Source organism: Streptomyces sp. NPDC051105, from assembly GCF_040682795.1.
In the GTDB taxonomy this organism is placed as follows: Bacteria; Actinomycetota; Actinomycetes; order Streptomycetales; family Streptomycetaceae; genus Streptomyces.
Map to the genome: position 1 here is coordinate 221,161 of NZ_JBFBBR010000003.1, position 23,773 is coordinate 244,933.

The following is a 23,773-nucleotide window of genomic DNA, read 5'->3' on the forward strand; positions in this document are numbered from 1 at the left end:
TGTGATGGATGTTCTGATCGTGGGCGCGGGTCCCACCGGCCTCACCCTCGGTATCGACCTCGCCCGGCGCGGAGTGGACGCGCTGGTCGTGGAGGCGGGCGAGAAGCTGTTCCCCGGCTCGCGCGGCAAGGGGATCCAGCCCCGCACCCAGGAGGTCTTCGACGACCTCGGGGTGCGCGACGCGATTCGCGCGGCCGGCGGTCCCTATCCGCCCCAGCTGTTCTGGAAGAACGGCGAGCGGCTGGCGACGCAGCCGATGTTCGACGAGGTGACGGCGGACGAGGGCACGCCGTACACCGATCCGCTGATGGTCGCGCAGTGGCGGACGCAGGAAGTGCTGTACGCGCGGCTGCTGGAGCTGGGCGGCCGGGTCGGGTTCGGGCAGGCGCTGACGGGCCTGGAGCAGGACGCGGAGGGGGTCACCGCCGGCTTCGCCGACGGTACGACCGCCCGGGCCCGTTATGTGGTGGCGGCGGACGGGGGCCGCTCGGCCGTACGGCGGGCGGTGCGCGTCGAGATGACCGGCGAGTCGGTCGACCCGAACCCCTTCCTGGTCGCCGACCTGCGGGTGCGGGGCCTCGCCCGCGACCACTGGCACGTCTTCGTCGGCGACGACGGCAACGGCGTGGCACTGTGCCCGCTGGCCGGTACGGACGACTTCCAGCTGGGCGCGAAGCTGCCCGAGGGCACGGAAGCCGACCTTTCCCTGGCGGGCGTACGGCGGCTGGTGTCGGCGTACAGCCACCTGGACGCGGCGGACGTCACCGAGCTGCGCTGGGCCTCCGACTTCCGCCCGCGCGCCGCCCTGGCCGACCGCTTCCGGGTGGGGCGGGTCTTCCTGGCCGGAGACGCGGCCCATGTCCACTCCCCGGCCGGCGGCCAGGGTCTGAACACCAGCGTCCAGGACGCCTACAACCTGGGCTGGAAGCTGGCCGCCGTGCTCGCCGGCGACGCCCCGGACACGCTCCTCGACACCTACGAGGAGGAGCGCCGCGCGAACGCCGCCGCCATGCTGAACCTCTCGACGGACGTCCACCGCGGCGAGGTACGGCGCGGCGAGGCGACGGTCCAGCTCGGGATCGGGTACCGGGAGTCCTCGCTGACGGAGGAGACCCGGGCGGACCCGGGGCCGGTGCGGGCGGGCGACCGCGCGCCGGACGGACGGAACGCGGACGGGGTACGGATGTTCGACGCCTTCCGGGGACCGCACTGGACCCTGCTGGCCCCGGACCCGGTCCCCACCGTCCCGCAGTCGGTGCGCCGGCTGCGGGCCCCGGAGTCGTACGGCTCCGGAGTGTTCCTCGTCCGCCCGGACGGCTATGTGGCCTGGGCCGGCGACACGGCTCGGGGCCTGGCGGAGTACGCCGGGCGTACCGGGGCCTGGAGTGCGCGGTAAGGGATGCGGGCGCTGCCTCAGGCGCTGGCGCTGGCAAGCGTCAGCTTCACCGCGAAGCCCAGGAACAGCGCCCCCGCCGCCGAGGTCGCCGACGCCGCCAGCCGCTTGCGGCGGCGGAAGGCGGCGGCCAGCCTGGTGCCGCTGAATATCAGGGCGGTCAGGTACAGGAAGCTGGCCAGCTGGGCGAAGGCGCCGAGGACGACGAAGGACAGCGCCGGGTAGGCGTATCCCGAGTCCACGAACTGCACGAAGAAGGCGACGAAGAACAGGATCGCCTTCGGGTTGAAGAGGCTGATCACCAGGGCGCGGCGGTACGGCCGCTCCTGCGGGCCGGCGGCCTCCGGGGCCGCGCCCTCGGTCACCGTCCGCTCCCGGCGCGCGAGCCACATCGACCGGGCCGCCCGGAGCATGCCGACCGCCAGCCAGGTCAGATAGCCGGCGCCGGCGTACTTCACGATCCCGAACAGCACGGCGTTGGCCTGGAGCAGCGAGGCCACCCCGGCCGCGGACAGCGTCATCAGCACGGTGTCGCCGCACCACACCCCGGCGGCGGCCGTGTACCCCGCCCGTACGCCCTGCCGGGCGGCGACCGAGAGCACGTACAGCGAGTTGGGGCCGGGCAGCAGGACGATGAGGACGAGGCCTGCCAGATAGGTGGGGAGATCGATGACACCGAACATGCGAAGAAGTCTCGCACGGGGGTCTGACACCGCCCCATGCACCACGGCTCGGAAGCCCACCGCCTGCACCACGGGTGGGAAGCCGACCGCCTGCACCACGGATCAGAACCCGGCCACCTGCACCACGGGGCAGAACCCGGCCACCTGCACCACGGATCAGAACCCGGCCGCCGGGACGTACACCCCCCACACCTCCCGCAGCGCGTCGCACACCTCCCCGACCGTCGCCCGGGCCCGCAGGGCCGCCTTCATCGGGCCGAGGACGTTGTCGTCGCCCTCGGCGGCCTTCTTGAGGGCGGTCAGGGCCGAGGTGACGGCCGGCCGGTCCCGTTCGGCGCGCAGCCGCGCCAGCCGTTCCGCCTGCCGGGCCTCGAGGGTCGGGTCGACGCGGAGCGGCTCGTACGGCTCCTCCTCGTCGAGACGGAAGCGGTTGACGCCGACCACCACCCGCTCCCCCGCATCCGTCTCCCGCGCGATGCGGTAGGCGTTGCGTTCGATCTCGCCCTTCTGGAAACCGGCCTCGATCGCCGCCACCGCGCCGCCCAGCTCCTCGACCGCGCGCATCAGACCGACGGCCGCGCCCTCCACGTCGTCGGTCATCCGCTCCACCGCGTAGGAACCCGCGAAGGGGTCCACCGTCGCCGTGACGTCGGTCTCGTAGGCCAGGACCTGCTGGGTGCGCAGGGCGAGCCGCGCGCTCTTGTCCGTCGGCAGGGCGATCGCCTCGTCGAAGGAGTTGGTGTGCAGCGACTGGGTGCCGCCGAGGACCGCGGCCAGGGCCTGGACGGCCACCCGGACCAGGTTCACCTCCGGCTGCTGGGCGGTCAGCTGGACGCCCGCCGTCTGGGTGTGGAAGCGAAGCATCAGCGACCTGGGGTTCCGTGCCCCGAACTCCTCCCGCATCACCCGCGCCCAGATCCGGCGCGCCGCACGGAACTTGGCCACCTCCTCGAGGAGCGTCGTACGGGCCACGAAGAAGAACGACAGGCGGGGTGCGAAGTCGTCGACGTCCAGGCCGGCCGCGACCGCGGTCCGCACGTACTCGATGCCGTCGGCGAGCGTGAAGGCGATCTCCTGCGCGGGGGAGGCCCCGGCCTCGGCCATGTGGTAGCCGGAGATCGAGATCGTGTTCCACCTCGGGATCTCGGCCCGGCAGTACCGGAAGGTGTCCGCGACCAGCCTCAGGGACGGTCGGGGCGGGTAGATGTACGTGCCCCGCGCGATGTACTCCTTGAGGATGTCGTTCTGGATCGTGCCGGTCAGCCGGTCGGCGCGCACCCCCTGCTCCTCGGCCACCAGTTGGTACAGCAGCAACAGCACGGCGGCCGGGGCGTTGATCGTCATCGACGTCGACACCTCGTCCAGCGGGATACCGCCGAACAGCACCCGCATGTCGTCGATGGAGTCGATCGCCACGCCCACCTTGCCGACCTCGCCGTGCGCCAGTGGGGCGTCGGAGTCATGGCCCATCTGGGTGGGCAGGTCGAAGGCGACGGACAGGCCCGTGGTGCCGTGGGCGATGAGCCGCCGGTAGCGGGCGTTGGACTCGGCCGCCGTGCCGAAGCCGGCGTACTGGCGCATGGTCCACGGGCGGCCGGTGTACATCGTCGGGTAGACGCCCCTGGTGAAGGGGTACGACCCCGGGTCGCCGAGTTTCCCGGCCGGGTCCCAGCCCGCGAGCGCCGACGGGCCGTAGACCGGCTCGACGGGCAGTCCGGACTCCGACTCACGGACCATGATGGCCGACCTCCGTGGTGCGCGGGTACGCCGGAACGTCTCTCCTTTCCCACCATGCCCCGTTGTTCGGCGGCGGTCACGCGGGGAAGCATCCTCGGCATGAAGGTCTCGGGGTACTCAGGGATCGTGGGGCGGCCCGCGGGCGCGCTCGCCTCGGCCGCCGTACTCACGGCACTCAGCGCGCTCTGCGGCTGCACGGTGCAGCCACCGGACGGCACGGACCACAAGGGGAACTCGCCCGTCCATATCGAGCTTCCGCACAGCCGGACACCCGGCGGAGCCGGCTCGCCCCCCGGCGGAGCGGACGGCCCGGCGCCCGGCGAGGCATCGGGCCGGTCGCCCGGCGCGGCTCCCGCCCCGACGCCGTCCGTCGTCGAGACCACCCCGCCGCACATCGTCTTCACCCGCGGCGACACCGGTACCGGCGTGCGTGAACTCCAGGCCCGGCTGCGCCAGGTCGCCTGGCTGTTCGACGGGCCGACGGGGACGTACGACGACCTCACCGCCGAGGCCGTCAAGGGCTTCCAGGGCAAGCGCGGGCTGCCGCAGACCGGCGAGACCGATGCGGTGACCTGGCAGCGGCTGCGGCGGATGACGCACACGCCGGGGAAGTGGGAGCTGTACCTGATGGGCGGTCAGCCGGCCGCCGCACCCGATCCGCGGTGCCTGACCGGCCGGGTGCTGTGCATCAGCAAGACCAGCCGGACGCTGCGCTGGATGGTCGACGGGCGCACGGTCTCGACGATGTCGGTACGGTTCGGGGCCCAGTACACCCCGACCCGTGAGGGCGTGTTCCACATCTACTGGAAGTCACGTCACCATGTGTCGACGTTCTACCACTCCCCGATGCCGTACGCGATGTTCTTCAGCGGCGGCCAGGCGGTGCACTACTCCTACGACTTCGCGGCCCGGGGTTACGCGGGCGGCTCGCACGGCTGCGTCAATGTCAGGGACGAGGCGGCGGTCTCGGCTCTCTTCGCTCAGGTGCGCGACGGCGACAAGGTCGTCGTCTACTGGTGAGTGCCGGAAGGTGTATGGGGCGCGGGCGGGACCGGGGGAACGTGTCCCGCCCGCGCCGAATGCACGAGCCACGGGTACGGGGGGAACCCCGGCTCTGTGCGACGGCCGATGACCAGTCGGCTCACTCTGTACTGCGCCGCCGCCGCCGAAAACGTCACACCCTGCCGGGAAAAAGTTCAGCGTCTTTCAAAATCCCAGGTCACGGCGGTGCGCAAAGGTCAGAGTACGCCGTACGTCGGATCGGGCGAGGGGTCGACCCGGTTCGGCAGCAGGGGTGCGAACGCCGTCGGGGAGGGCGCGGCCACACCGTCCTGACGGTGGTGGTGCCGGCCGCCGCCTCCGCTTCGGCCGGGCTGACCGTCGTCGTCACCGCCCTGGCCACTGCCGCTGCCGCTGCCACTGCCACTGCCGCCCGGACCGCTGTTCTGGCCGCCCTGTCCGTTTCCGTCGCCCTTGCCGTCGCCCTTGCCGTCGTCGGAGGAGCCGTTCTTGCCGGCCGCGCCGGCGCCGACGAGGACCTTGCAGAACTTGTTCACCCGTCCCGCGCCGCCCGCCAAGCCCTCCAGGGCACGTCTGCGGTCGGCGCCCAGGGACTTGCCGTCCTGGATGTCACGGCAGAAGGCCAGCGCACGGCTCCATCCGTTCCCGGAGGTGCCGCGCGAACCGGTGCCCCGGTCCTCCGGCTTGCCGGACGGGTCGGGCGAGGGCTGGACGGGGGTGCGGGAGGTGGCACCGGCGGAGGGCGCGCCGGTCTCGCCGCCGAGCAGGGACTCGGTCGAGGGCGAGCCCTGCGGGCGTGCGGGGGTGCCGGCGGCCGAGGCGGAGGCTCCCGGCGCGGGGCGGTCGTCGCCGAACGGCGTCGGCAGCACCCCGGCGCCCGCGGCGACCGCGACCCCGCCGAGCATGCCGACGGTCAGGGCGGCGGCCAGGGCGAACCGCGCGGGGCGGGCCCAGGCCGGGACACGGGGCGGCCGAGGACCGGCACCGATGCGGATGAGACCCGCGTCGGAGCCCCGCCCGAACCGGCCCGGCTGCCGCGCCACGGAGGTCCACTCGTCCCCGGCGGATTCGCGCGCTTTGCGGAAGGCAGCCAGCGCGGCTTCCTCACCGGGCAGTTCGACGGTGGCCGGCGCGGTCCCCACGGAGAGCGCGCCGAGCGTCCTGGCGAGACGTTCTGCCTGGTCACGGGCGGATTCGTCGACGGCTTCCAGCGACTCACCGCGCAGCAGACGTTCCGCCGTCACCCGGTTCAGCCACTTGTCCTGCTCGTCGGCCATCACATGTCCTTCTGCGTCCGCGAACGCGTATGCGTCACAGTGGCGGACGTCACCGCACGATCCTTCGGTTCTCGCTGGGGCGGAAGCGCGTCGAGGGCGCCTCCCGTCTGCTCCGGGTCGGCGCCGAGGAGTTCCGCGAGTTTCCTCAGGCCCCGGTGGGCGGCGGTGCGGACGGCGCCGGCGCGTTTGCCGAGCGTCTCGGCGGCCGTCTTGGCGTCGAGGCCCATGACGACTCTGAGGACGACCGCCTCGGCCTGGTCCTGGGGCAGCCTGGCGATGAGGGAGAGGGTGGAGTCGGTGGTCAGCGCCTCGATGGCCTCGTCGGCGGTGTCCGAATCGGCGGCCCGGCCGGTCAGTTCCGTCTCGTCGCCGCCGATCGCGGGGCGGCGGCCGCGCATCCGTATGTGGTCGAGGGCCCGGTTGCGGGCGATCCGGGCGGCCCAGCCGCGGAACCGGTCCGCGTCGCCCTCGAACCGGTCGAGGTCGCGGGCTATCTGCAGCCAGGCCTCGGAGGCGACGTCCTCGGCGTCCGGATCGCCGACGAGTGTGCGGACGTATCCGAGCAGGCGGGGCTGCACCGCGCGGTAGACGATGCGGAAGGCGGTTTCGTCCCCGTCCTGTGCCGCACGTACCGCGGCGGTCAACTCCGCGTCGTCCCCCAGCACCCGTCGTTCCCCAGTAAGTGGTCGGTCGCGGCTACCACGCAGCCGCCGATCGTTGCAGTGATCATGTACTCGCGCTCGACGCGAAAGGCACGTTACGACCTGAAACCGCTCGCCGTCCACGCCCGTACAAAGTGCAACTAACTCGTGACGCCTCGGGGTGTGACAGAAAACGCACTCATGGCGCTGAACAGAGTACGGGCCGCCGCGCGGTCCGTGCCGCGCGACGGCCGGGGCCTCTCCTGTGGGGGGTGGCGGCCCCGGCCGTTGCTTCGGTGCCGCTCGGCGCGCCAACATCGGGACGCCCCAAGCGGGTTGATCACCCGGCTCGCGATGCGCGGGATCAGTCGCCCTTGCCGCTGGGGGACTTGCCCTTGCCGGAGTTGCGCGGGTCGTCGGGCTTCTTCGTTTTACCGGATGTGCCCGGCTTCTTCCCGGAAGCCGTCGTCCGCACCAGCAGCTCGGCACAGTACGCGGTTACGTTCGTCTCACCGCCCGCGGCCTGGATCAGCCGCTGCCGGGCCGCCGGCTCCGTCTCCCTGCCGTTGCCCTTGGCCCCACACGTGTTCCTCGTAGGGGCCAGGTCCGACTCCCCCTCGCACGGGGTCCGTCCGCAGGGGCGAGCGGCGGTGAGTGACGTTTGGTCAGAGACGAACGCTGTGTCTAAGAGTCACCTGTGCGACAGGTGTGACAGGTGCGACAGTCGTGGTCTTTTTTTCTATGGGGTGGGGACGAGTGAGTCCACGCGGGAAGCGTGCGTACAGACCTTTGAGCGTGAAGCGACGGGCGTGGCTGACGCTCGGCGCGGTGGTCCTGGGCGGCGGGGGTGTGGTGACGTACGCGGTCGCCAGCCCGTCCTCCGGTCACGGGGGCGGGCAGGCCAGACGGCCGGTGAAGGTCTACGACCTCGCGCTGAAGGACACGGCGAACGGCAAGCGGGAGCTGCCGCGCACGGAGACCCATCGGTTCTCGCTGCTCGGCGTCTCCTGGACGGGGGCGACGAAGCGGCTGCACGGCACGGCCCAGGTGCGCACCCGGAGCGTCGAGACCGGCGAGTGGAGCGCCTGGCACGACCTGGAGGCGGCCGACCCGCTGGAGGACCCGGAGGCCGGCGCCGACGCGCGCGGCGCGTCCGAGCCGCTGTGGGTCGGCCCCTCCGACGGCGTCCAGGTCCAGGTCGTCCACCAGGACGGCTCCACCAGCTCCGGTCGGCCCAAGGGACTCCAGGTGAACCTGGTCGACCCCGGGGTGGCGACCGCCGCGGAGACGAAGGAGCAGCCGGCCGCGTACGTGGCGGACGCCACCCCGGGCGACAGCGCGTCGCCGGCGGATTCCGCTTCGCCCGGTGACTCGGCGTCCCCGGCCGACTCGGCGTCGCCCGCCGACTCCGCGTCGCCCGGTGACTCCACGGCGCCCAGCGAGTCCGTGACGCCCACCGAGTCCGTGCCGGCCACCGACTCGGCCTCCCCGGGCGACTCCGCGTCCGCCACGCCGACGGACAGCGCGTCCGCGAGCCCGTCGGCCTCCACGCCCACCGCGCCGCCGTCCACCGTGCCCGAGCCGCCGATCGTCTCGCGCGCGGGCTGGGGCGCCGACGAGTCGCTGAGCCCGGACCCGTCGGACTACATCGCCGAGGTGAAGGCCGTCTTCGTCCACCACACGGACGGCACCAACGACTACGCCTGCTCGGAATCCCCGGCGATCATCCGGGCCATCTACGCGTACCACACCCAGACCGAGCACTGGAACGACATCGGCTACAACTTCCTGGTCGACAAGTGCGGCACGATCTTCGAGGGCCGCAAGGGCGGTGTCGGCCTGCCGGTGTTCGGCGCGCACACCTACGGCTGGAACCGTGAGGCGGCCGGTATCGCGGTGCTCGGCGACTACACCACCGCCGGCGCCACGGACGCGGCCCTGGCCTCGATCGCCCGTCTCGCCGCCTGGAAGCTCGGCCAGTATGGCGTCGACCCGGCGACGACCGTGCAGCTCAAGGCGGGCGCGACCCAGACGAACCTCTTCGGCACCACCTTCACGGCCGGCACCTCGTACACGTTCAACCGGATCTCCGGCCACCGTGACGGCTACAACACCCTGTGTCCCGGCGACTCGCTCTACCCCCAGCTGCCGACCATCCGCGCCTGGGCGTCCGGCCCGGTGCAGGGCCTGAAGCTCGCCTCGCTGTCCGGTGCGAGCCTGTCCGGCTCGACGTACTACACCAAGGGCGCGATCACGGCGAAGTGGTCGACCAGCACGCCCGGTTCGCTGATCTCGAAGTTCGAGCTGCTGGTGGACGGCAAGGTCGCCGCCACCGCCTCCGGTACGGCGGCCTCGGCCGGCGCCACGCTCGCCGCGGGCAGCCACTCCGTCGCCGTACGGGCCGTGCACCAGTCGGGCAAGACCACCACGACCGCCGCGCTGACCGTCGTCACCGACACCACCGTGCCCGCCTTCACCACCACGCCGAAGCTCTCCCTGCGCACCGGCACCGTCAGCACCACCGCCGTCCCGGTCACCCTCGGCTGGAAGGCGACCGACAACGCGGCCCTGAAGTCGGTGAGCCTGCTGTCCCCGACGACGGCCACCTTCGGCCCGACCACGACCAGCTCCAGCCGCACCGCCAAGTCCGGCACCGCGTCCACCTGGTCGATGAAGGCGTCCGACTACGCGGGCAACACCCGCACCTCGTCCCCGTCCTTCACCCCGGTGATCCTGCAGGAGACCTCGGCCACCAAGTCCGGTACCTGGACGTCCCGTTCGTCCACCAACTACCTGGGCGGCAAGTCGTACTCCAGCGTCTCCAAGGGCGCGAGCCTGAGCTGGACCTTCACCGGCCGGTCCGCCTCCTGGGTGGTCAGCAGGGCGTCCACCTCGGGTCAGGCGTACGTCTACGTCGACGGCACCAAGGTCGCGACCGTCGACCTGAAGTCCTCGACGACCTCGTACCGCCAGGCGATCTGGACGAAGACCTGGGCGTCCAGCGCCAAGCACACCATGAAGATCGTGGTGGTCGGCACCGGCGGCCGCCCGACGATCACGACCGACGGCCTGGTGTACATCAAGTAGTCCAGGCAGCTCAGGTGGCCGAGTCCACCGGTTCGGGCGTCCGCTCCCGCGCGGCTTGCGGGGCGGGCGCCCGGTCCGCGTTCACGACCACTCCGGCGACGAGCGCGTCCAGCAGCAGTACGCCCTGCCCACCAGGTGGCCACGTTGAAGCCGTGCACCGCGGCCTTCGCCCGCCAGCGGCCCCCGGTCGGGAACGGCGGCCGCATGGGCGGCGGCGTACCGGGAGGGGGGTGACGCTCGCCGCGATGGTGTTAGCAGCGCCGTTCCTACCCCGTGGCGTCCCGGCACAGCAGCCGCAGCGAACCATGGCCGCCGTAACACCTCCGGGCCTCGTCGACGGGGTCCCAGAGCCGGCCGTCGGGGGTGCGGACCCAGTGGTCGCCGCCGGACGACCACCACTCGGCGCCGGTCTGACGGGCGATCACCTCGCCGGCGTAGCACCCGAGGCCGCGCAGCATCTCCCGTACCGCCTCGTACGGCGCGCCCTCCCGGCGTATCTCCTCGATCACCCGGTCGACCCGCCACAGACTCTGTGCCGAGTAGTCGAGCCGGACCCGCGCGCCCTCGCGCATCATGGCCACCGCGTCCGCCGCCCAGCGTGCCGGTTTCGTGGCGGCGTGCGGCCTGGTCTGCTGCTGTGCTGTCACGTAGTGGGCTGTCACATAGGGAAAAGCGAGGTCAGCGACGGTTTCGTCACACCGGTTCGGGGTGTTTCGGCAACCGGTGCAGGACCCCCGCAAGTCCGCCGCAGCTCCGCCGCACGGCACTCACAGGAACCTCTCAGGGCCTTCCCGGGCCGGGTTCAGCCGCGCCCGCGGGCCCGGCGCGACACCACCGCGCGCAGCACCCGGCGGCCCTCGGTGGAGACGTCCAGCGCGCGGCGCAGCCCGGCCGCGCCGTGGCCGGCGAGCAGTTCGAGGACGGTGACCTGGCGGCGCAGTTCGGCGGCGACCAGCGGGGACATGTCCTCGGTGGAGCCCTCGCGGCGGGTGTCGACGGAGGGTGCCGGGTCCTCGGCGGGGTCGAGGAGCCGGTGGATCTGCAGCGCGGCCACGGAACAGGCGTCGGCCCACCGCCGTACCTCGTCGGCGGCGCGGGGCGCGGGCGCGGCGTCGAGCATCCGGCGGACGAGCACCTCGGCCTCGTCGTCGCCGGTGCCCAGCGAGCCACGCGCCTTCTCCAGTCCCTCACTCCAGTCGGAGTCGTCGGCGAGGCTCGTCCACAGCGGCCGCAGCACCAGGTCGTCGCCGCCGAGCAGCGGCACGCACCGATCCAAACAAGCCAGTCCGCTGACGGCCAGCCCGCGTTCGTCGGCCTGCGCGATCAGCTCCACCAGGCTCATCCACGCCCCCCAATCGGTACGTACCAAGGCGCCGACCTGTACGGAGCCCGCACTTCCCCTTACTGCGTGCAAGGGCCCGGGAGTGTCACAGCGGTACGACACCCAGCAGATCGAGCGGCCGGAAGAAAGGGTTTTCGGCCAACGGCGCCGACGGGTCGGGGTCGGCGGTCGGTACGGCGCGGAGCGCGTCGGGGTCCGGGGTGGCCGGCCTCGGTGGCTCAGGCGACGGCGCGGCCGCCGGCGTCGTGGGGTTCGGGGAAGTCCGGTGCCGGGCCGAATACACCACCGGGGCGCGGAAGCTCGCCAAACGCGTGCGGCGGTGGATCAGAGTGCCGCCGGGGCGGCGCCCGCCAGCGCCTTCTCGTGCTGCATCCGGGTCAGCCGCACCACGACGAGGATCGCGAGGACGGCGGCGGCGATGTCGAGGGCGTCCGAGACCAGCATCCCGAGGGCGTCGTCACGGGCCTGGGCCGCGCCCCCGGTGTCGCCGTTGCCGCCGGTCACGGTGCGGCCGGCGACCAGCGAGGCCAGCCAGAGCGTCCACCAGGCGTTGACCAGCGCGTGCGAACGGGTCGTCCCCCACGGGCTGCTGGCGTCCCAGATGTCGAGGGTGATCCGGCGCGGGTACCAGAGGTTCACGACCGGCACGAACCAGCCGCCGATCGCCCAGCCCGGCGACTTGCGGTGCCCGAACGGGTTGAAGACCTGGGCGTTGGCCCGTACCCGGTGGAACCAGCACAGGTACACCACCGCGCAGCTGACCAGGGACATGGCCTGGGCGCCGGCGGCGAGGCCGGAGAGCGCGTCGGCACGGTCGGCCCGGCGGAACGCGGCGGCGCCGGTCTCCCCGTCGGCCAGGGCGCCCGTGGCGTCGTACTGGAGGAGGTCCGCGCAGACGGCGAACAGGTCGGCGGCGACGACCGCGCCGAGCAGCACGGCGGCCGCCCAGCCGAGGCCCACGGGCGAGCGCAGCCACAGCCCCGGCGCGCTGCCGAAGACCGGGACGGGTTCGGGCGAGGCGCCCAGGCAGCGTTGGCACAGGGTCGCGCCGGGCGCGGCGGCGAAGTGGTGGCAGCGGGCGCAGATCATGACGGTTCCCCCGGGGTAGGGCGCTGGACCCTCCCCTGGTCCGGGCGCGGAAGCGGAACATACGGCCCGTCGTCGCCGTACGTCCACCTCTCGTCGCATGTCAGCCCAGCTTGCCCGCCAGGGTCCTGAAGTCGGTCCACGACATGGCCGGGGTGCCCGGGTCCCAGAGCTTCTGGATCGTGGCCCGCAGCGGCATCCGGATGCCGGCGGCGACCTGGTCCTGTGTCTGGGAGTTCGCGAGGTCGCACCAGACGGCGAAGGAGCCGCCGAGGATCTGGGGGTCGTACCGCGTGGCCACGGCGCTGGTGCCGCGCAGCACGCGGGGGGTCCACTGCTGGTAGATCCGCTGTCCGGTCGGATAGACGAAGGTGTTGGGCTGCCCGAGGACGTAGTAGAGGAACTCGTCGTTGTAGTTGAGGACCTTCCGCCCCGCGCTCAGGTACTCCACCGGCTGCCGGGCGCCGATCTCCTTGCCGGTCCAGTAGGCGACCTGGAGGTCCCCGGCGGGCTGCACGGAGGTGCCCCGGAAGAAGCCGTCGTTCCAGACCCGCATGGTCCGGTCGTGGGCGCGGACGGTGTCGGCGCGGTCGTTGAGCCAGCCGGTGGTGAGGTCGGCGACGGTGCCCGAGGCGCCGTACGCCTGCTGGGCGGCGGCCGCCAGCTGCGGATAGGAGGCCTGCGGGTCGGCGACGGTGAGCGCCTGGTACTCGTCGCCGCCGAGATTCCAGGAGGAGCCCGGGAACAGGTCGGCGTACTCGTCGAGCAGGTCGTCGACGATCTTCGCCGAGTCGTCCTGGGAGATGTCGATGGCGCCCTTGGTGGCGACGCCCTGCGCGTTGCGCAGCTGCAGGTCCGGGTGGGCGGCGAGGACAGCGCCGAGGTGACCGGGCGAGTCGATCTCGGGCACCACCTGGATGTGCCGGCTGGCGGCGAGGTCGACGATCTCCTTGACCTGCGCCTTGGTCAGGTGATCCTGGGAGACGATCTCGGGGTGGGTGTCGGACTCGATCCGGAACCCCTGGTCGTCGGAGAAGTGCAGCCCGAACTGGTTGAACTTCAGATCGCCCAGTTCCCTTATCCGGCTTTCGATCCAGCCCGCCGTGAACGGCTTGCGCGCGATGTCCAGCATGAAGCCGCGCTGCGGCTTGGCCGGCTGGTCCTTGACGACCCCCTCCGGGGCGCTGCCGCCGCCCCGCACCTCCTGCTTGAGCGTCCGGGTGCCGTAGAAGACACCCGCGTCGCCGGGTCCGCTGATCCGCACCGACCCGCCGCGCACGGTCATCGTGTACGACTCCGGGTCCCCTGTGCCGCCGAGGTCCAGCCGCAGGTCGCCGGCCCTGACGTCCTCGTTCGCGGCCTTCTGGCCGGCGTACGACAGCCCCAGCTCACCCGCTGTCAGCCGCCCCTCGTCGACGAGCGCCGCGTCGCTCACCACGACCCGCTCGCCCTTCTGGGGGCGCCAGCCGGGTCCGCGGGCGGCGGTGTGGGAGCGCACGGCGGGGATGGTGCGCGGGGCTTGGGAGAGGGGGTAGCTGCGGGTCGGCGTGGGGGTGGGGGTCGCGGCGGCCCGATCGGCGGACGAGGCGGCCGTCCTGTCGCCGGACGACTGCCGGGCGGCCGATCCGGCCGGGGTCCCGCCGTCGCCCGAGGTGGCGGCCCATACGCCGATGCCGGTGCCGAGCGCGACGGTACCCACGAAGGCCGCGGCGATCACCGCCCGTCTCCGTGTCACCTGCCGTGCCGAGGGCCTGCGCTTGTGCTGGCTCACCGGTCCAACGTACGACGCATCCACCGCACGGATGTCATCCGACCGCTCCGAAACTCTCCCCTTCGGGTGAAATTGAGGCAACCAACCGACACTCCGTGAACGTCCTCGATAACGTCGATGACACATCTCTCACAGCATCCCCTGCCACACCGCATGTGACGCGAGGACCCACGCTGCCCGCCCACCGCCTGCCCCACCTCCCCACCCCGCTGGACGCCTTCAACGCCGCGCCCGACGACGAGGTCGGTGCCCTCCTCCTGCACTGCCTGCGCAGCCCGCGCTGGTCCCGGCGGCTCGCCGACCACCGCCCCTACCCGGACGTGGAGTCCCTGCTGGCGGCGGCGGACGAGGCGGCCTACGACCTGTCCCCGGCGGACCTGTCCGAGGCCCTGGCGGGCGAGTCCCTCCCCGAGCTGCCCGAGGACACCTACTCGGCGGCCCACACGGCCCTGACCGCGGCCCACGCGGCCTACGAGGCCAAGTTCGGACACGTGTTCGTCATCTACCTGGGCGACACACCCCCCGGCGAGTCACTGGACCGCGTCCTGGAAGGCATCCGGTCACGTTTGACAAACGATCCGGAGGAAGAAAGGGTCATTGCGGCCGAGGAACTCCGGCGCCTGGCAAGCGGACGGCTCCTGGCCCTGCTCAGGGGCGCGGGGAACGGCGCGACCAGCCACAAACAACCCGCACCCGGCAAATAGCCGCACCGCCCACCCCGGACGCCGCCCGGCTAAGCCATACGCGTGCCACTTTGATCACACCGGTAGGCCCGGCGTAAGCCCAGCGACAGCGCATCGCTACGATGCTGGGGGCCGGTGGACCGTACCCGGCCGGGCCCGACCGACACCAAGCCGGCGCGGCCCCAATCCCCGCTCCCGGAGGGACTTCCGTGCCGGCTGGAACGCTGTACCGCGGCCGGGAAGGAATGTGGTCCTGGGTGGCTCACCGAGTCACCGGCGTCCTCATTTTCTTCTTCCTGTTCGTTCACGTGCTGGACACCGCTCTCGTCCGTGTCTCCCCCGAGGACTACGACAAGGTCGTAGCCACGTACAAGACGCCGATCGTCGCGCTGCTGGAGTACGGCCTCGTGGCCGCCATCCTCTTCCACGCGCTCAACGGCCTGCGCGTCATCGCCGTCGACTTCTGGTCGAAGGGCCCGCGCTACCAGAAGCAGATGCTCTGGACGGTCGTCGGTGTCTGGGTCGTCCTGATGGCCGGGGCCGTTTACCCCGTTCTCGGCCACGCCGCTCGTGTCCTGTTCGGGAGCTGACGCAGATGTCGACCACTGAATCCACCGCAGCCGGCGTCGGCCCCGTCGAGGGCGCCCCCCTCTTCAACGTCGACAACCCGGCCCCCCTGATCGAGGCCCCGCGCAAACGCACCAAGAAGTCCCCGAAGTCCACCCGGGGCAACTTCGAGATGGCCGCCTGGCTCTTCATGCGCCTGTCCGGCGTCGTGCTGGTCGTCCTGGTCCTCGGCCACCTGCTGATCCAGCTGGTGCTGGACGGCGGCGTGTCGAAGATCGGCTTCGCGTTCGTGGCCGGCCGCTGGGCATCGCCGTTCTGGCAGGTCTGGGACCTCCTGATGCTCTGGCTGGCGATGCTGCACGGCGCCAACGGCCTGCGCACGGTCATCAACGACTACGCGGAGCGCGCGAACACCCGGCTGTGGCTCAAGGGCCTGCTCTACACCGCCACGGTGTTCACCATCCTGCTGGGCACGCTGGTGATCTTCACCTTCGACCCGAACATCCGCTAGGCACGGGGCTGCGAGAATCATGAAGATCCACAAGTACGACACCGTCATCGTCGGCGCCGGCGGCGCGGGCATGCGCGCGGCCATCGAGTCGACGAAGCGCAGCCGCACCGCGGTCCTGACCAAGCTCTACCCCACCCGCTCCCACACGGGCGCCGCGCAGGGCGGCATGGCCGCCGCGCTGGCCAACGTGGAGGAGGACAACTGGGAGTGGCACACCTTCGACACGGTCAAGGGCGGTGACTACCTGGTCGACCAGGACGCCGCCGAGATCCTGGCGAAGGAGGCCATCGACGCCGTCCTCGACCTGGAGAAGATGGGCCTGCCGTTCAACCGGACGCCCGACGGCACGATCGACCAGCGCCGGTTCGGCGGTCACTCCCGCAACCACGGCGAGGCGCCGGTCCGCCGGTCCTGCTACGCGGCCGACCGCACCGGTCACATGATCCTCCAGACGCTGTACCAGAACTGCGTCAAGGAGGGCGTGGAGTTCTTCAACGAGTTCTACGTCCTGGATCAGCTGATCACCGAGGTCGACGGCGAGAAGCGCTCGGCCGGTGTCGTGGCGTACGAGCTGGCGACCGGCGAGATCCACGTCTTCCAGGCGAAGGCGGTCATCTACGCGTCCGGCGGCACCGGCAAGTTCTTCAAGGTGACGTCCAACGCGCACACGCTGACCGGCGACGGCCAGGCCGCCGTCTACCGCCGGGGTCTGCCGCTGGAGGACATGGAGTTCTTCCAGTTCCACCCGACCGGCATCTGGCGCATGGGCATCCTGCTGACGGAGGGCGCCCGTGGTGAGGGCGGCATCCTCCGCAACAAGGACGGCGAGCGCTTCATGGAGAAGTACGCGCCGGTCATGAAGGACCTGGCCTCCCGCGACGTCGTCTCCCGCTCCATCTACACGGAGATCCGGGAGGGCCGCGGCTGCGGTCCCGAGGGCGACCACGTCTACCTCGACCTGACCCACCTCCCGCCGGAGCAGCTGGACGCCAAGCTCCCGGACATCACCGAGTTCGCGCGCACCTACCTCGGTATCGAGCCGTACACGGACCCGATCCCGATCCAGCCCACCGCGCACTACGCGATGGGCGGCATCCCGACGAACGTCGAGGGTGAGGTGCTGATCGACAACACCACGGTCGTCCCGGGCCTGTACGCGGCCGGCGAGGTCGCCTGCGTGTCGGTGCACGGCGCCAACCGGCTGGGCACGAACTCGCTGCTGGACATCAACGTGTTCGGCCGCCGGGCGGGCATCGCCGCCGCGGAGTACAGCCACACCACCGACTTCGTGGACCTGCCGGAGAACCCGGCCGAGTTCGTCGTCTCGCAGATCGAGCGGCTGCGCACCTCGACGGGCAACGAGCGGGTCGCCACGCTCCGCAAGGAGCTCCAGGAGACCATGGACGCCAACGTCATGGTGTTCCGCACCGAGCAGACGATCAAGACGGCCGTGGAGAAGATCGCGGAGCTGCGCGAGCGCTACCGGAACGTCTCGATCCAGGACAAGGGCAAGCGGTTCAACACCGACCTGCTGGAGGCCATCGAGCTCGGCAACCTGCTGGACCTGGCCGAGGTCATGGCGGTCTCCGCGCTGGCCCGCAAGGAGTCGCGCGGCGGTCACTACCGCGAGGACTACCCCAACCGCGACGACGTCAACTTCATGCGCCACACCATGGCGTACCGCGAGGTGGGCGACGACGGCACCGAGTCCATCCGTCTCGATTACAAGCCGGTCGTCCAGACCCGCTACCAGCCGATGGAGCGTAAGTACTGATGGCAACCCCTGTTCTGGACAAGGCGGACGCGGCCGGCCAGCCCGAGCCCGGCTTCGCCGACTCCCCGTACATCACGGTCACCTTCCGGATCCGCCGGTTCAACCCGGAGGTCTCCGCGGACGCCGTCTGGGAAGACTTCCAGCTGGAGATCGACCCGAAGGAGCGCGTCCTCGACGGCCTCCACAAGATCAAGTGGGACGTCGACGGCACGCTGACCTTCCGCCGCTCCTGCGCGCACGGCATCTGCGGCTCGGACGCGATGCGGATCAACGGCAAGAACCGCCTCGCCTGCAAGACGCTGATCAAGGACATCAACCCGGAGAAGCCGATCACGGTCGAGCCCATCAAGGGCCTGACGGTCCTGAAGGACCTGGTCGTCGACATGGAGCCGTTCTTCCAGGCGTACCGGGACGTGATGCCGTTCCTCATCACGAACGACACCAACGAGCCGACGCGCGAGCGTCTGCAGTCCGCCGAGGACCGCGAGCGCTTCGACGACACCACGAAGTGCATCCTGTGCGCCGCGTGCACGTCGTCCTGCCCGGTCTTCTGGAACGACGGCCAGTACTTCGGCCCGGCGGCGATCGTCAACGCGCACCGCTTCATCTTCGACTCGCGTGACGAGGCGGGCGAGCAGCGCCTGGAGATCCTGAACGACCGCGACGGCGTGTGGCGCTGCCGCACGACGTTCAACTGCACGGACGCCTGCCCGCGCGGCATCGAGGTCACCAAGGCGATCCAGGAAGTCAAGCGCGCCCTGATCACGCGCCGCTTCTGATCCCGGCTCCGCCAGGACCACAAGGGCCCCGCTCCCCGGAAGGAGCGGGGCCCTTCCGCGTGTCTGCCGCCGGTGCGGGTGCGCGGTTCTAACCTGACGGTATGTCAGATGACGAGTCGTACGAACTGCTCGGGTTCGACAACGCACTGTTCCCCGTCGGGGACATCGCGGATGCCGTCGGCTTCTACGAGCGGGCCGGGTTCACGGTCGGGTTCCGGTTCGACGAGGGCGGCATCGCCCTGCTGAAGGTCGGGGGCGAGACGCCCGGGATCCTGTTGCGGGCCGAGGCGGGGCTGGGGCGGCGGACGCCGGTGTGGGCCGCGCCGCGGCTGTGGCTGGAGGTGCCGGACGCGCGGGCCACGGCGGCGCGGCTGGCCGAGGCCGGGATCGCCGTGCTCGACGCACCGTTCTCCGTCGCCACCGGCTGGACCGTCGAGATCGCCGACCCCTGGGGGAACGTCCTCGGGTTCACCGACTACAGCAAGCGGCCGGAGCTGGCGCGACGGGCGTGAACGGGGTCACTCCGCAGTTGAGTTGAACACGTTCAAAAGCAGGGCTACAGTCATCCCTGTCAGCGTTTTGAACGCGTTCAAGAAGGGGTGGGGCATGGACCGCACGGTCATCGCCTACGTCATCTACCTGCTCGTCAGCATCGGGCTGACCATCTGGGTGGCCCGCACGCTCAGCCGCAACGGACGGATCTTCCTCTCCGACGTACTGCACGGGAACGAGCAGCTCGCCGACGCCGTCAACCACCTTCTGGTCGTCGGCTTCTACCTCGTCAACCTCGGCTTCGTCGCGCTGTACCTGCACACCAGCGACACCGTCGACGACACCCGGCAGATCTTCGAGACCCTGTCGGCCAAGCTCGGCGTCGTCCTGCTGGTGCTCGGCGTGATGCACCTGGGCAACGTGTACGTCCTCAACCGGATACGGCGGCGCGGGGTCATGGAGAAGGAGCAGCTCCCGCCCGTCCCGCCGCAGGGCTGGACCGCGCCGGCGGCCCGGGCGTGAGCACCGTGCCGGCCACCGACGACCGGGGCGCCGCGCGCGTCCCGGTCCGCGGGCTCACCGTTCTCTACGACGCCGAGTGCACCCTCTGCACCCACCTGCGCGACTGGCTCGGGCGCCAGCCGCAGCTGGTGCCGCTCACCCTGGTCCCGGCGGCATCGGACGAGGCCCGCGCCCGCTTCCCCGGACTCGACCACTCCGCCACCCTCGACGAGGTCACCGTCGTCGGCGACTCGGGGCAGGTCTACCGGGACACGGCCGCCTGGATCGTCGTCCTGTGGGCGCTCCGGGACCACCGGCCGCTGGCCCACAGGCTGAGCACCCCGGCCGGAGCCCGGCTGGCCCGGGGCGCGGTACTGGCCGCCGCCCGGTGGCGGGGGGCCCAGTGGGGCGGGAGGGTCTACCGGCGCGAGGACGGGTGGGTCTACGACCCCGGACTCGGGTGGGTCTACGACCCTCCGGGCTGTGCCGGCGACGTCTGCGCCACTCGTTAGGCTCTGTCCGTGTCCGCGAAGAACGACGGTCCTGTCGAGGCCGATACGCCCAGCAAGTCCGAGCAGACCCGCGCGCTGATCCTGGAGACGGCGATGCGGCTGTTCCGGGAGCGCGGCTACGAGAAGACCACCATGCGGGCCATCGCCACGGAGGCCGGGGTGTCCGTGGGCAACGCGTACTACTACTTCGCCGGCAAGGAACACCTGATCCAGGGGTTCTACGACCAGCTCGCCGCCGAGCACCGGGTGGCGGTCCGCGAGGTCCTGGACCGGGAGACCGACCTGGAGGCGCGACTTGCGGGGGTCCTCAAGGTGTGGCTGGACATCGCCCTGCCGTACCACGAGTTCGCGGTCCACTTCTTCAAGAACGCCGCCGACCCCGACAGTCCGCTCAGCCCGTTCTCCCCGGAGAGCGAGCACGCGCGCGTGGAGGCGATCAGCGTGCACCGGGAGGTGCTGGCCGGGGCGAAGACCAAGGTCGCGCCGGAACTGCGGGACGTCCTGCCGGAGTTGATGTGGCTCTCCCAGATGGGCCTGGTCCTGTACTGGATCTTCGACCGGACCGAGGGCCGCGAGCGCAGCTACCGGCTCGCCGAGCGGGGGGCCCGGCTGACCGCGCGCGGCGTCTCCCTCGCGCGGTTCCGGGTGCTCCGGCCGCTCGTGCTGGAGGTCCACGAACTGTTCACGGACTTCCTGCCGGGGATGACGCGGGTGCTGCCGGATCCGGCGGGTAAGGCGAAGGGTAAGTGATCACTTTCGGGTGAAGGGGGTCGAACGGGACAGCGGGGGGCTCGGCTGCCTACGATGATTTCCTCGACACCAGCCCCTGGGAGGCACGCGATGTCCGCCGCAGCCATCGAGCACCCCTTCGACGACGAGCCGTTCTCGCTCACGGCCATCGCCGACGAGATCATGGAGCGCCATCCGGGCTACCGTGTCGAGATCATCGGAGGCCACCTCCTCGTGACCCCAGCACCGGACGCCCCGCACGCTCGTGCGCTGACCAAGCTCATGGTCCCTTTTATCGCCGCAGGGCTGGCCGACGGCGAAACCGACGTCTTGCAAGGCGTCGGCCTCTGGCTGCCCGCCGGAGCCGAGGACTACGCCATCCCCGACCTGTCGATCGTGGACGCCGACATCGACGACTACCTCGTCGAGAACAACGCCTACGACCCGGTCTGCTTCCGTCTCGTGCTGGAGGTCACCTCCAGCAACTGGAAAGACGACCTGAAGACCAAGGCCCTCGCCTACGCCCAGGCCAAGGTCCCGGTCTACGTCATCGTCGACCGCAAGCACCAGCGTCTCCACGTGCTCACCGACCCCACCGGGGAGAAGTACGAGCATCACCGCCCGTACTCTCCCGGCGAGACCGTCGCGTTGCCCGAATCGATCGGCGCCAAGGTCACCCTCGACGTGGATCAGATCCTCAAGGCCGCGCAGAAGAAAGCTAATTGACCGCGTCCACCTCGTCCCCGGTCAGCTCCACGTCGTACACCAGCGCCCCGTCCGCCACCGTCACGTGCCGGGCGCGTGAGCCGTACGCCGGAGACGTCACCGCCAGCAGGTAGGAACCCGGCGCCGGAACCGACACGATGTAGGAGCCGTCCGCCAGCGACGTCACCCGGTCGAGTTGGCGGCCGCCCTTGGACATCAGGGTCACCGACGCGTCCTCCACCGGGTCGCCGTCCGCCGTGCGGACGAAGCCGTGGATCGCCGTGGCCGGGCCGGTGGGATCGGTCGGCTGCGGAGCCGCGTCCTCCCCCGGCTCCACCGCCAGGTGCGGGAGCCGCTTGTCCAGCCAGGCCGGCAGCCACCAGTTGGAGTTGCCCAGCAGGTGCATCGCCGCCGGGACCAGGGCCGTACGGAGAATGAACGCGTCGAGCGCCACCGCCGCCGCCAGGCCCACACCCGCCATCGCCGCGCCCGAGTCGCCGCTCAGGACGAAGGCCAGGAAGACGCAGACCATGATGAGGGCCGCGCTGTTGATGACGCGGCTGGTCTCCGCGAGGCCGACCCGGACCGCCCGCGCGTTGTCCCTCGTGTGCACCCACTCCTCGTGCATCCGGCTCACCAGGAACACCTGGTAGTCCATCGAGAGGCCGAAGAGGAGGGACAGCATGATGACGGGGAGGAACGCGTTGATCGGGCCCTCCTTGCCGAGACCCAGCAGGTCCAGGCCCCAGCCCCACTGGAAGACCGCGACCAGGACACCGAAGGACGCCGCCGCCGCGATCAGGTTCATCACCGCCGCCGTCAGCGGCACCACCAGCGAGCGGAAGGCGACCAGGAGGAGCAGGAAGCCCAGGCCGATGATCGTGGCGATGAAGAGCGGCAGCCGGTCGCCGGTGACCGAGGCGAAGTCCTTGGACACCGCCGTCACGCCGCCGACGTGCGCCTCCGCGCCCGCCTTCGGGATCACCTGGTCCCTGAGCGTGTCGATCAGGTCGTCGGTCTCCTTGGACTGGGGTGAGGTGGTCGGGATCACCTGGATGACGGTGACGCCCTGTGCGGGCGGCAGCGCGGCGGCCCGGGCCACTCCGGGGGTCTTCTCGATGCCCTGGACCAGCTTCGTCGTGTCACCGCCCGCGCTGACCACCTGGAGCGGGCCGTTGAAGCCGGGGCCGAAGCCCTCGGCGAGCAGGTCGTAGGCCTTCCTGGTGGTCGTGGACGCGTCGTCGTTGCCCTGGTCGGTGGCGCCCAGGCGCAGGGAGAGGACCGGGATGGCGAGGACCGCCATGACGACCACCGCGAGCGCGGCGATACGCCTCGGGCGCTTCTCGACGTTCACCGACCAGCGGGCCGCCAGGCCGCTCGCCTTCTCCGGTTCGGGGCCCTCGGCGGCCAGCCGGCGGCGCTGGCGGCGGCTGAGGACGCGCGGGCCGAGGAAACCGAGCAGGGCGGGCAGGAGGGTGACGGCGGCCAGGACGCTGAGCACCACCGTCAGGGAGGTGCCGATCACCACGCCGTCCAGGAAGCGGAGCCGGGTGACCAGCATGCCGGCCAGCGCGATGCAGACCGTGCCGCCCGCGAACAGCACCGCCCGGCCAGAGGTGTTGAGCGCGGTGACCGCCGACTCCTCGGGGTCCATGCCGCGCAGGATGCCCCGGCGGTGCCGGGTGACGATGAACAGGGCGTAGTCGATGCCGACGCCGAGGCCGATCAGGGAGGCGAGCAACGGGGCGATGTCGGGGATGTTCGTGGTGTGGCTGAGGAGCTGGGTGGAGAACAGGCCCATGCCGACGCCGAAGACCGCGATCGCGATGGGAAGGGTCATGGCGAAGAAGGAGCCGAAGGCGAGGAAGAGGACGATCGCCGCCGCGACGATGCCGACCATCTCGGAGAGGCCCTGCGGGGGCTCCTGGACGCGCTGGATGGCCTGGCCGCCCAACTCGACCTGGAGACCGCCGCGTTCGGCGCCCTGGGCGGTGTCGACGACCTTCTGGACGACGTCCTTGGGGATCTCGTTCGCCCGCTGGACGAAGGTCAGCTGGGCGTAGGCGATCTTGCCGTCCTGGCTGATCTGCCCGGCACCCTGAGCGCCGTCGTAGGGGCTGGTGACCGCGCCGACGCCTTTCAGCTTCGCGATCGTGTCCAGGGCCGGCTGGATACGGCTCCGGACCGCCGGGTCCTTGACCGAGCCGTCGGTGACCTTCCAGACCACGGTGTCCGTGTCGCCCGAGGTGTTCGGGAAGGCCTTCTGCATCAGGTCGTACGCGCTCTTGGAGTCCGTGTCGGGGAGGGAGAAGACGTTCGCGTAGTCCGTGCCCGCCGTCGAGGCCGAGAAGCCCACGCCGAACAGGGCCCCCACCCACAGCAACAGGACCACCAGCCGGTGCCGATAGCACCACCGTGCCAATGCCGTCACGCTCAACAGCTCCTTGAATCAGATAGGTTCGGTCGGTCGGTCCCCCAGGTCC

22 protein-coding genes are annotated in these 23,773 nt (G+C 71.2%); 13 read left to right on the forward strand and 9 right to left on the reverse strand.

Annotated features, from left to right (window positions below):
• Positions 1–4: 4 nt before the first annotated feature.
• Complete coding sequence (locus AB0N16_RS08445) at positions 5–1,396, forward strand: FAD-dependent monooxygenase (protein WP_365794440.1); 1,392 nt, start codon at positions 5–7, stop codon at positions 1,394–1,396.
• A 17-nt stretch (positions 1,397–1,413) separates the two neighbouring features.
• Here the strand turns inward: AB0N16_RS08445 and leuE are convergent, their stop codons facing one another.
• The gene (gene leuE, locus AB0N16_RS08450) at positions 1,414–2,076 is read right to left on the reverse strand and encodes a leucine efflux protein LeuE (protein ID WP_365794442.1); all 663 of its coding nucleotides are present in this window, start codon (positions 2,074–2,076) and stop codon (positions 1,414–1,416) included.
• A 156-nt stretch (positions 2,077–2,232) separates the two neighbouring features.
• Positions 2,233–3,813 carry a methylmalonyl-CoA mutase family protein gene (locus AB0N16_RS08455; protein ID WP_365794444.1) on the reverse strand — a complete coding sequence of 527 codons (1,581 nt, stop codon included), beginning with the start codon at positions 3,811–3,813 and terminating at the stop codon, positions 2,233–2,235.
• 99 nt (positions 3,814–3,912) lie between these two features.
• Between AB0N16_RS08455 and AB0N16_RS08460 the strand changes: the two genes are divergently transcribed.
• Positions 3,913–4,833, forward strand: coding sequence for a L,D-transpeptidase family protein (locus AB0N16_RS08460; protein WP_365794446.1), 921 nt, complete (start codon positions 3,913–3,915; stop codon positions 4,831–4,833).
• Positions 4,834–5,051: 218 nt separating this feature from the next.
• Here AB0N16_RS08460 and AB0N16_RS08465 read toward each other — a convergent pair whose 3' ends face one another.
• Together AB0N16_RS08465 and AB0N16_RS08470 are read right to left on the reverse strand one after the other, a co-directional pair.
• Positions 5,052–6,110 (reverse strand): hypothetical protein, encoded by a 1,059-nt coding sequence (locus AB0N16_RS08465; RefSeq protein ID WP_365794448.1) that lies wholly within the window; start codon positions 6,108–6,110, stop codon positions 5,052–5,054.
• On the reverse strand, positions 6,110–6,775 hold the full coding sequence (locus tag AB0N16_RS08470) for an RNA polymerase sigma factor (protein WP_365794450.1): 666 nt from the start codon (positions 6,773–6,775) through the stop codon (positions 6,110–6,112). The genes AB0N16_RS08465 and AB0N16_RS08470 overlap by 1 nt, the downstream gene beginning before the upstream one ends.
• A 771-nt stretch (positions 6,776–7,546) precedes the next feature.
• Between AB0N16_RS08470 and AB0N16_RS08475 the strand changes: the two genes are divergently transcribed.
• Positions 7,547–9,838: an N-acetylmuramoyl-L-alanine amidase gene (locus AB0N16_RS08475; RefSeq protein WP_365794452.1), complete on the forward strand. Its 2,292-nt coding sequence runs from the start codon at positions 7,547–7,549 to the stop codon at positions 9,836–9,838.
• A gap of 266 nt (positions 9,839–10,104) precedes the next feature.
• Here AB0N16_RS08475 and AB0N16_RS08480 read toward each other — a convergent pair whose 3' ends face one another.
• From AB0N16_RS08480 to AB0N16_RS08495, 4 genes are all read right to left on the reverse strand, one after another.
• Entirely contained in the window at positions 10,105–10,485 is a 381-nt protein-coding gene (locus AB0N16_RS08480) for a hypothetical protein (RefSeq protein ID WP_365794454.1), read from the reverse strand.
• A 155-nt stretch (positions 10,486–10,640) separates the two neighbouring features.
• On the reverse strand, positions 10,641–11,180 hold the full coding sequence (locus tag AB0N16_RS08485; protein WP_365794456.1) for a hypothetical protein: 540 nt from the start codon (positions 11,178–11,180) through the stop codon (positions 10,641–10,643).
• A gap of 324 nt (positions 11,181–11,504) precedes the next feature.
• Entirely contained in the window at positions 11,505–12,269 is a 765-nt protein-coding gene (locus AB0N16_RS08490) for a DUF4328 domain-containing protein (protein WP_365794458.1), read from the reverse strand.
• Positions 12,270–12,369: 100 nt separating this feature from the next.
• Positions 12,370–14,001 carry a glycoside hydrolase family 20 protein gene (locus AB0N16_RS08495; protein ID WP_365795208.1) on the reverse strand — a complete coding sequence of 544 codons (1,632 nt, stop codon included), beginning with the start codon at positions 13,999–14,001 and terminating at the stop codon, positions 12,370–12,372.
• A 191-nt stretch (positions 14,002–14,192) separates the two neighbouring features.
• Here AB0N16_RS08495 and AB0N16_RS08500 point away from each other — a divergent pair, with 191 nt between their 5' ends.
• The 10 genes from AB0N16_RS08500 (at position 14,193) to AB0N16_RS08545 (ending at position 21,311) form a co-directional block, all read left to right on the forward strand.
• Positions 14,193–14,741: a 2-oxo-4-hydroxy-4-carboxy-5-ureidoimidazoline decarboxylase gene (locus AB0N16_RS08500; protein ID WP_365794460.1), complete on the forward strand. Its 549-nt coding sequence runs from the start codon at positions 14,193–14,195 to the stop codon at positions 14,739–14,741.
• 188 nt (positions 14,742–14,929) lie between these two features.
• On the forward strand, positions 14,930–15,310 hold the full coding sequence (sdhC, locus tag AB0N16_RS08505; protein ID WP_071659649.1) for a succinate dehydrogenase, cytochrome b556 subunit: 381 nt from the start codon (positions 14,930–14,932) through the stop codon (positions 15,308–15,310).
• 5 nt (positions 15,311–15,315) lie between these two features.
• Positions 15,316–15,798, forward strand: coding sequence for a succinate dehydrogenase hydrophobic membrane anchor subunit (locus AB0N16_RS08510; RefSeq protein ID WP_365794462.1), 483 nt, complete (start codon positions 15,316–15,318; stop codon positions 15,796–15,798).
• A 19-nt stretch (positions 15,799–15,817) separates the two neighbouring features.
• Positions 15,818–17,572, forward strand: coding sequence for a succinate dehydrogenase flavoprotein subunit (gene sdhA / locus AB0N16_RS08515; protein ID WP_365794464.1), 1,755 nt, complete (start codon positions 15,818–15,820; stop codon positions 17,570–17,572).
• Positions 17,572–18,351 (forward strand): succinate dehydrogenase iron-sulfur subunit, encoded by a 780-nt coding sequence (locus AB0N16_RS08520; protein ID WP_365794466.1) that lies wholly within the window; start codon positions 17,572–17,574, stop codon positions 18,349–18,351. The genes sdhA and AB0N16_RS08520 overlap by 1 nt, the downstream gene beginning before the upstream one ends.
• 101 nt (positions 18,352–18,452) lie before the next feature.
• Positions 18,453–18,863, forward strand: coding sequence for a VOC family protein (locus AB0N16_RS08525; protein ID WP_365794468.1), 411 nt, complete (start codon positions 18,453–18,455; stop codon positions 18,861–18,863).
• Between the two features lie 94 nt (positions 18,864–18,957).
• Complete coding sequence (locus AB0N16_RS08530; protein ID WP_365794470.1) at positions 18,958–19,365, forward strand: hypothetical protein; 408 nt, start codon at positions 18,958–18,960, stop codon at positions 19,363–19,365.
• Complete coding sequence (locus AB0N16_RS08535) at positions 19,362–19,856, forward strand: DCC1-like thiol-disulfide oxidoreductase family protein (protein WP_365794472.1); 495 nt, start codon at positions 19,362–19,364, stop codon at positions 19,854–19,856. The genes AB0N16_RS08530 and AB0N16_RS08535 overlap by 4 nt, the downstream gene beginning before the upstream one ends.
• A 9-nt stretch (positions 19,857–19,865) precedes the next feature.
• Positions 19,866–20,606 carry a TetR family transcriptional regulator gene (locus AB0N16_RS08540; RefSeq protein WP_365794474.1) on the forward strand — a complete coding sequence of 247 codons (741 nt, stop codon included), beginning with the start codon at positions 19,866–19,868 and terminating at the stop codon, positions 20,604–20,606.
• A 90-nt stretch (positions 20,607–20,696) separates the two neighbouring features.
• Positions 20,697–21,311 carry a Uma2 family endonuclease gene (locus AB0N16_RS08545; protein WP_365794476.1) on the forward strand — a complete coding sequence of 205 codons (615 nt, stop codon included), beginning with the start codon at positions 20,697–20,699 and terminating at the stop codon, positions 21,309–21,311.
• Here the strand turns inward: AB0N16_RS08545 and AB0N16_RS08550 are convergent.
• Complete coding sequence (locus AB0N16_RS08550; RefSeq protein WP_365795210.1) at positions 21,304–23,712, reverse strand: MMPL family transporter; 2,409 nt, start codon at positions 23,710–23,712, stop codon at positions 21,304–21,306. The genes AB0N16_RS08545 and AB0N16_RS08550 overlap by 8 nt on opposite strands.
• Positions 23,713–23,773 lie beyond the last annotated feature (61 nt).

Coding starts and splice junctions, on each gene's coding strand:
- AB0N16_RS08445 (WP_365794440.1), top strand. CDS start 5: ATGGATGTTCTGATCGTGGGCGCGGGTCCCACCGGCCTCACCCTCGGT.
- AB0N16_RS08530 (WP_365794470.1), top strand. CDS start 18,958: ATGGACCGCACGGTCATCGCCTACGTCATCTACCTGCTCGTCAGCATC.
- AB0N16_RS08525 (WP_365794468.1), top strand. CDS start 18,453: ATGTCAGATGACGAGTCGTACGAACTGCTCGGGTTCGACAACGCACTG.
- AB0N16_RS08520 (WP_365794466.1), top strand. CDS start 17,572: ATGGCAACCCCTGTTCTGGACAAGGCGGACGCGGCCGGCCAGCCCGAG.
- AB0N16_RS08510 (WP_365794462.1), top strand. CDS start 15,316: ATGTCGACCACTGAATCCACCGCAGCCGGCGTCGGCCCCGTCGAGGGC.
- AB0N16_RS08490 (WP_365794458.1), bottom strand. CDS start 12,269: ATGATCTGCGCCCGCTGCCACCACTTCGCCGCCGCGCCCGGCGCGACC.
- AB0N16_RS08455 (WP_365794444.1), bottom strand. CDS start 3,813: ATGGTCCGTGAGTCGGAGTCCGGACTGCCCGTCGAGCCGGTCTACGGC.
- AB0N16_RS08460 (WP_365794446.1), top strand. CDS start 3,913: ATGAAGGTCTCGGGGTACTCAGGGATCGTGGGGCGGCCCGCGGGCGCG.
- AB0N16_RS08485 (WP_365794456.1), bottom strand. CDS start 11,180: ATGAGCCTGGTGGAGCTGATCGCGCAGGCCGACGAACGCGGGCTGGCC.
- leuE (WP_365794442.1), bottom strand. CDS start 2,076: ATGTTCGGTGTCATCGATCTCCCCACCTATCTGGCAGGCCTCGTCCTC.
- AB0N16_RS08545 (WP_365794476.1), top strand. CDS start 20,697: ATGTCCGCCGCAGCCATCGAGCACCCCTTCGACGACGAGCCGTTCTCG.
- sdhA (WP_365794464.1), top strand. CDS start 15,818: ATGAAGATCCACAAGTACGACACCGTCATCGTCGGCGCCGGCGGCGCG.
- AB0N16_RS08465 (WP_365794448.1), bottom strand. CDS start 6,110: ATGGCCGACGAGCAGGACAAGTGGCTGAACCGGGTGACGGCGGAACGT.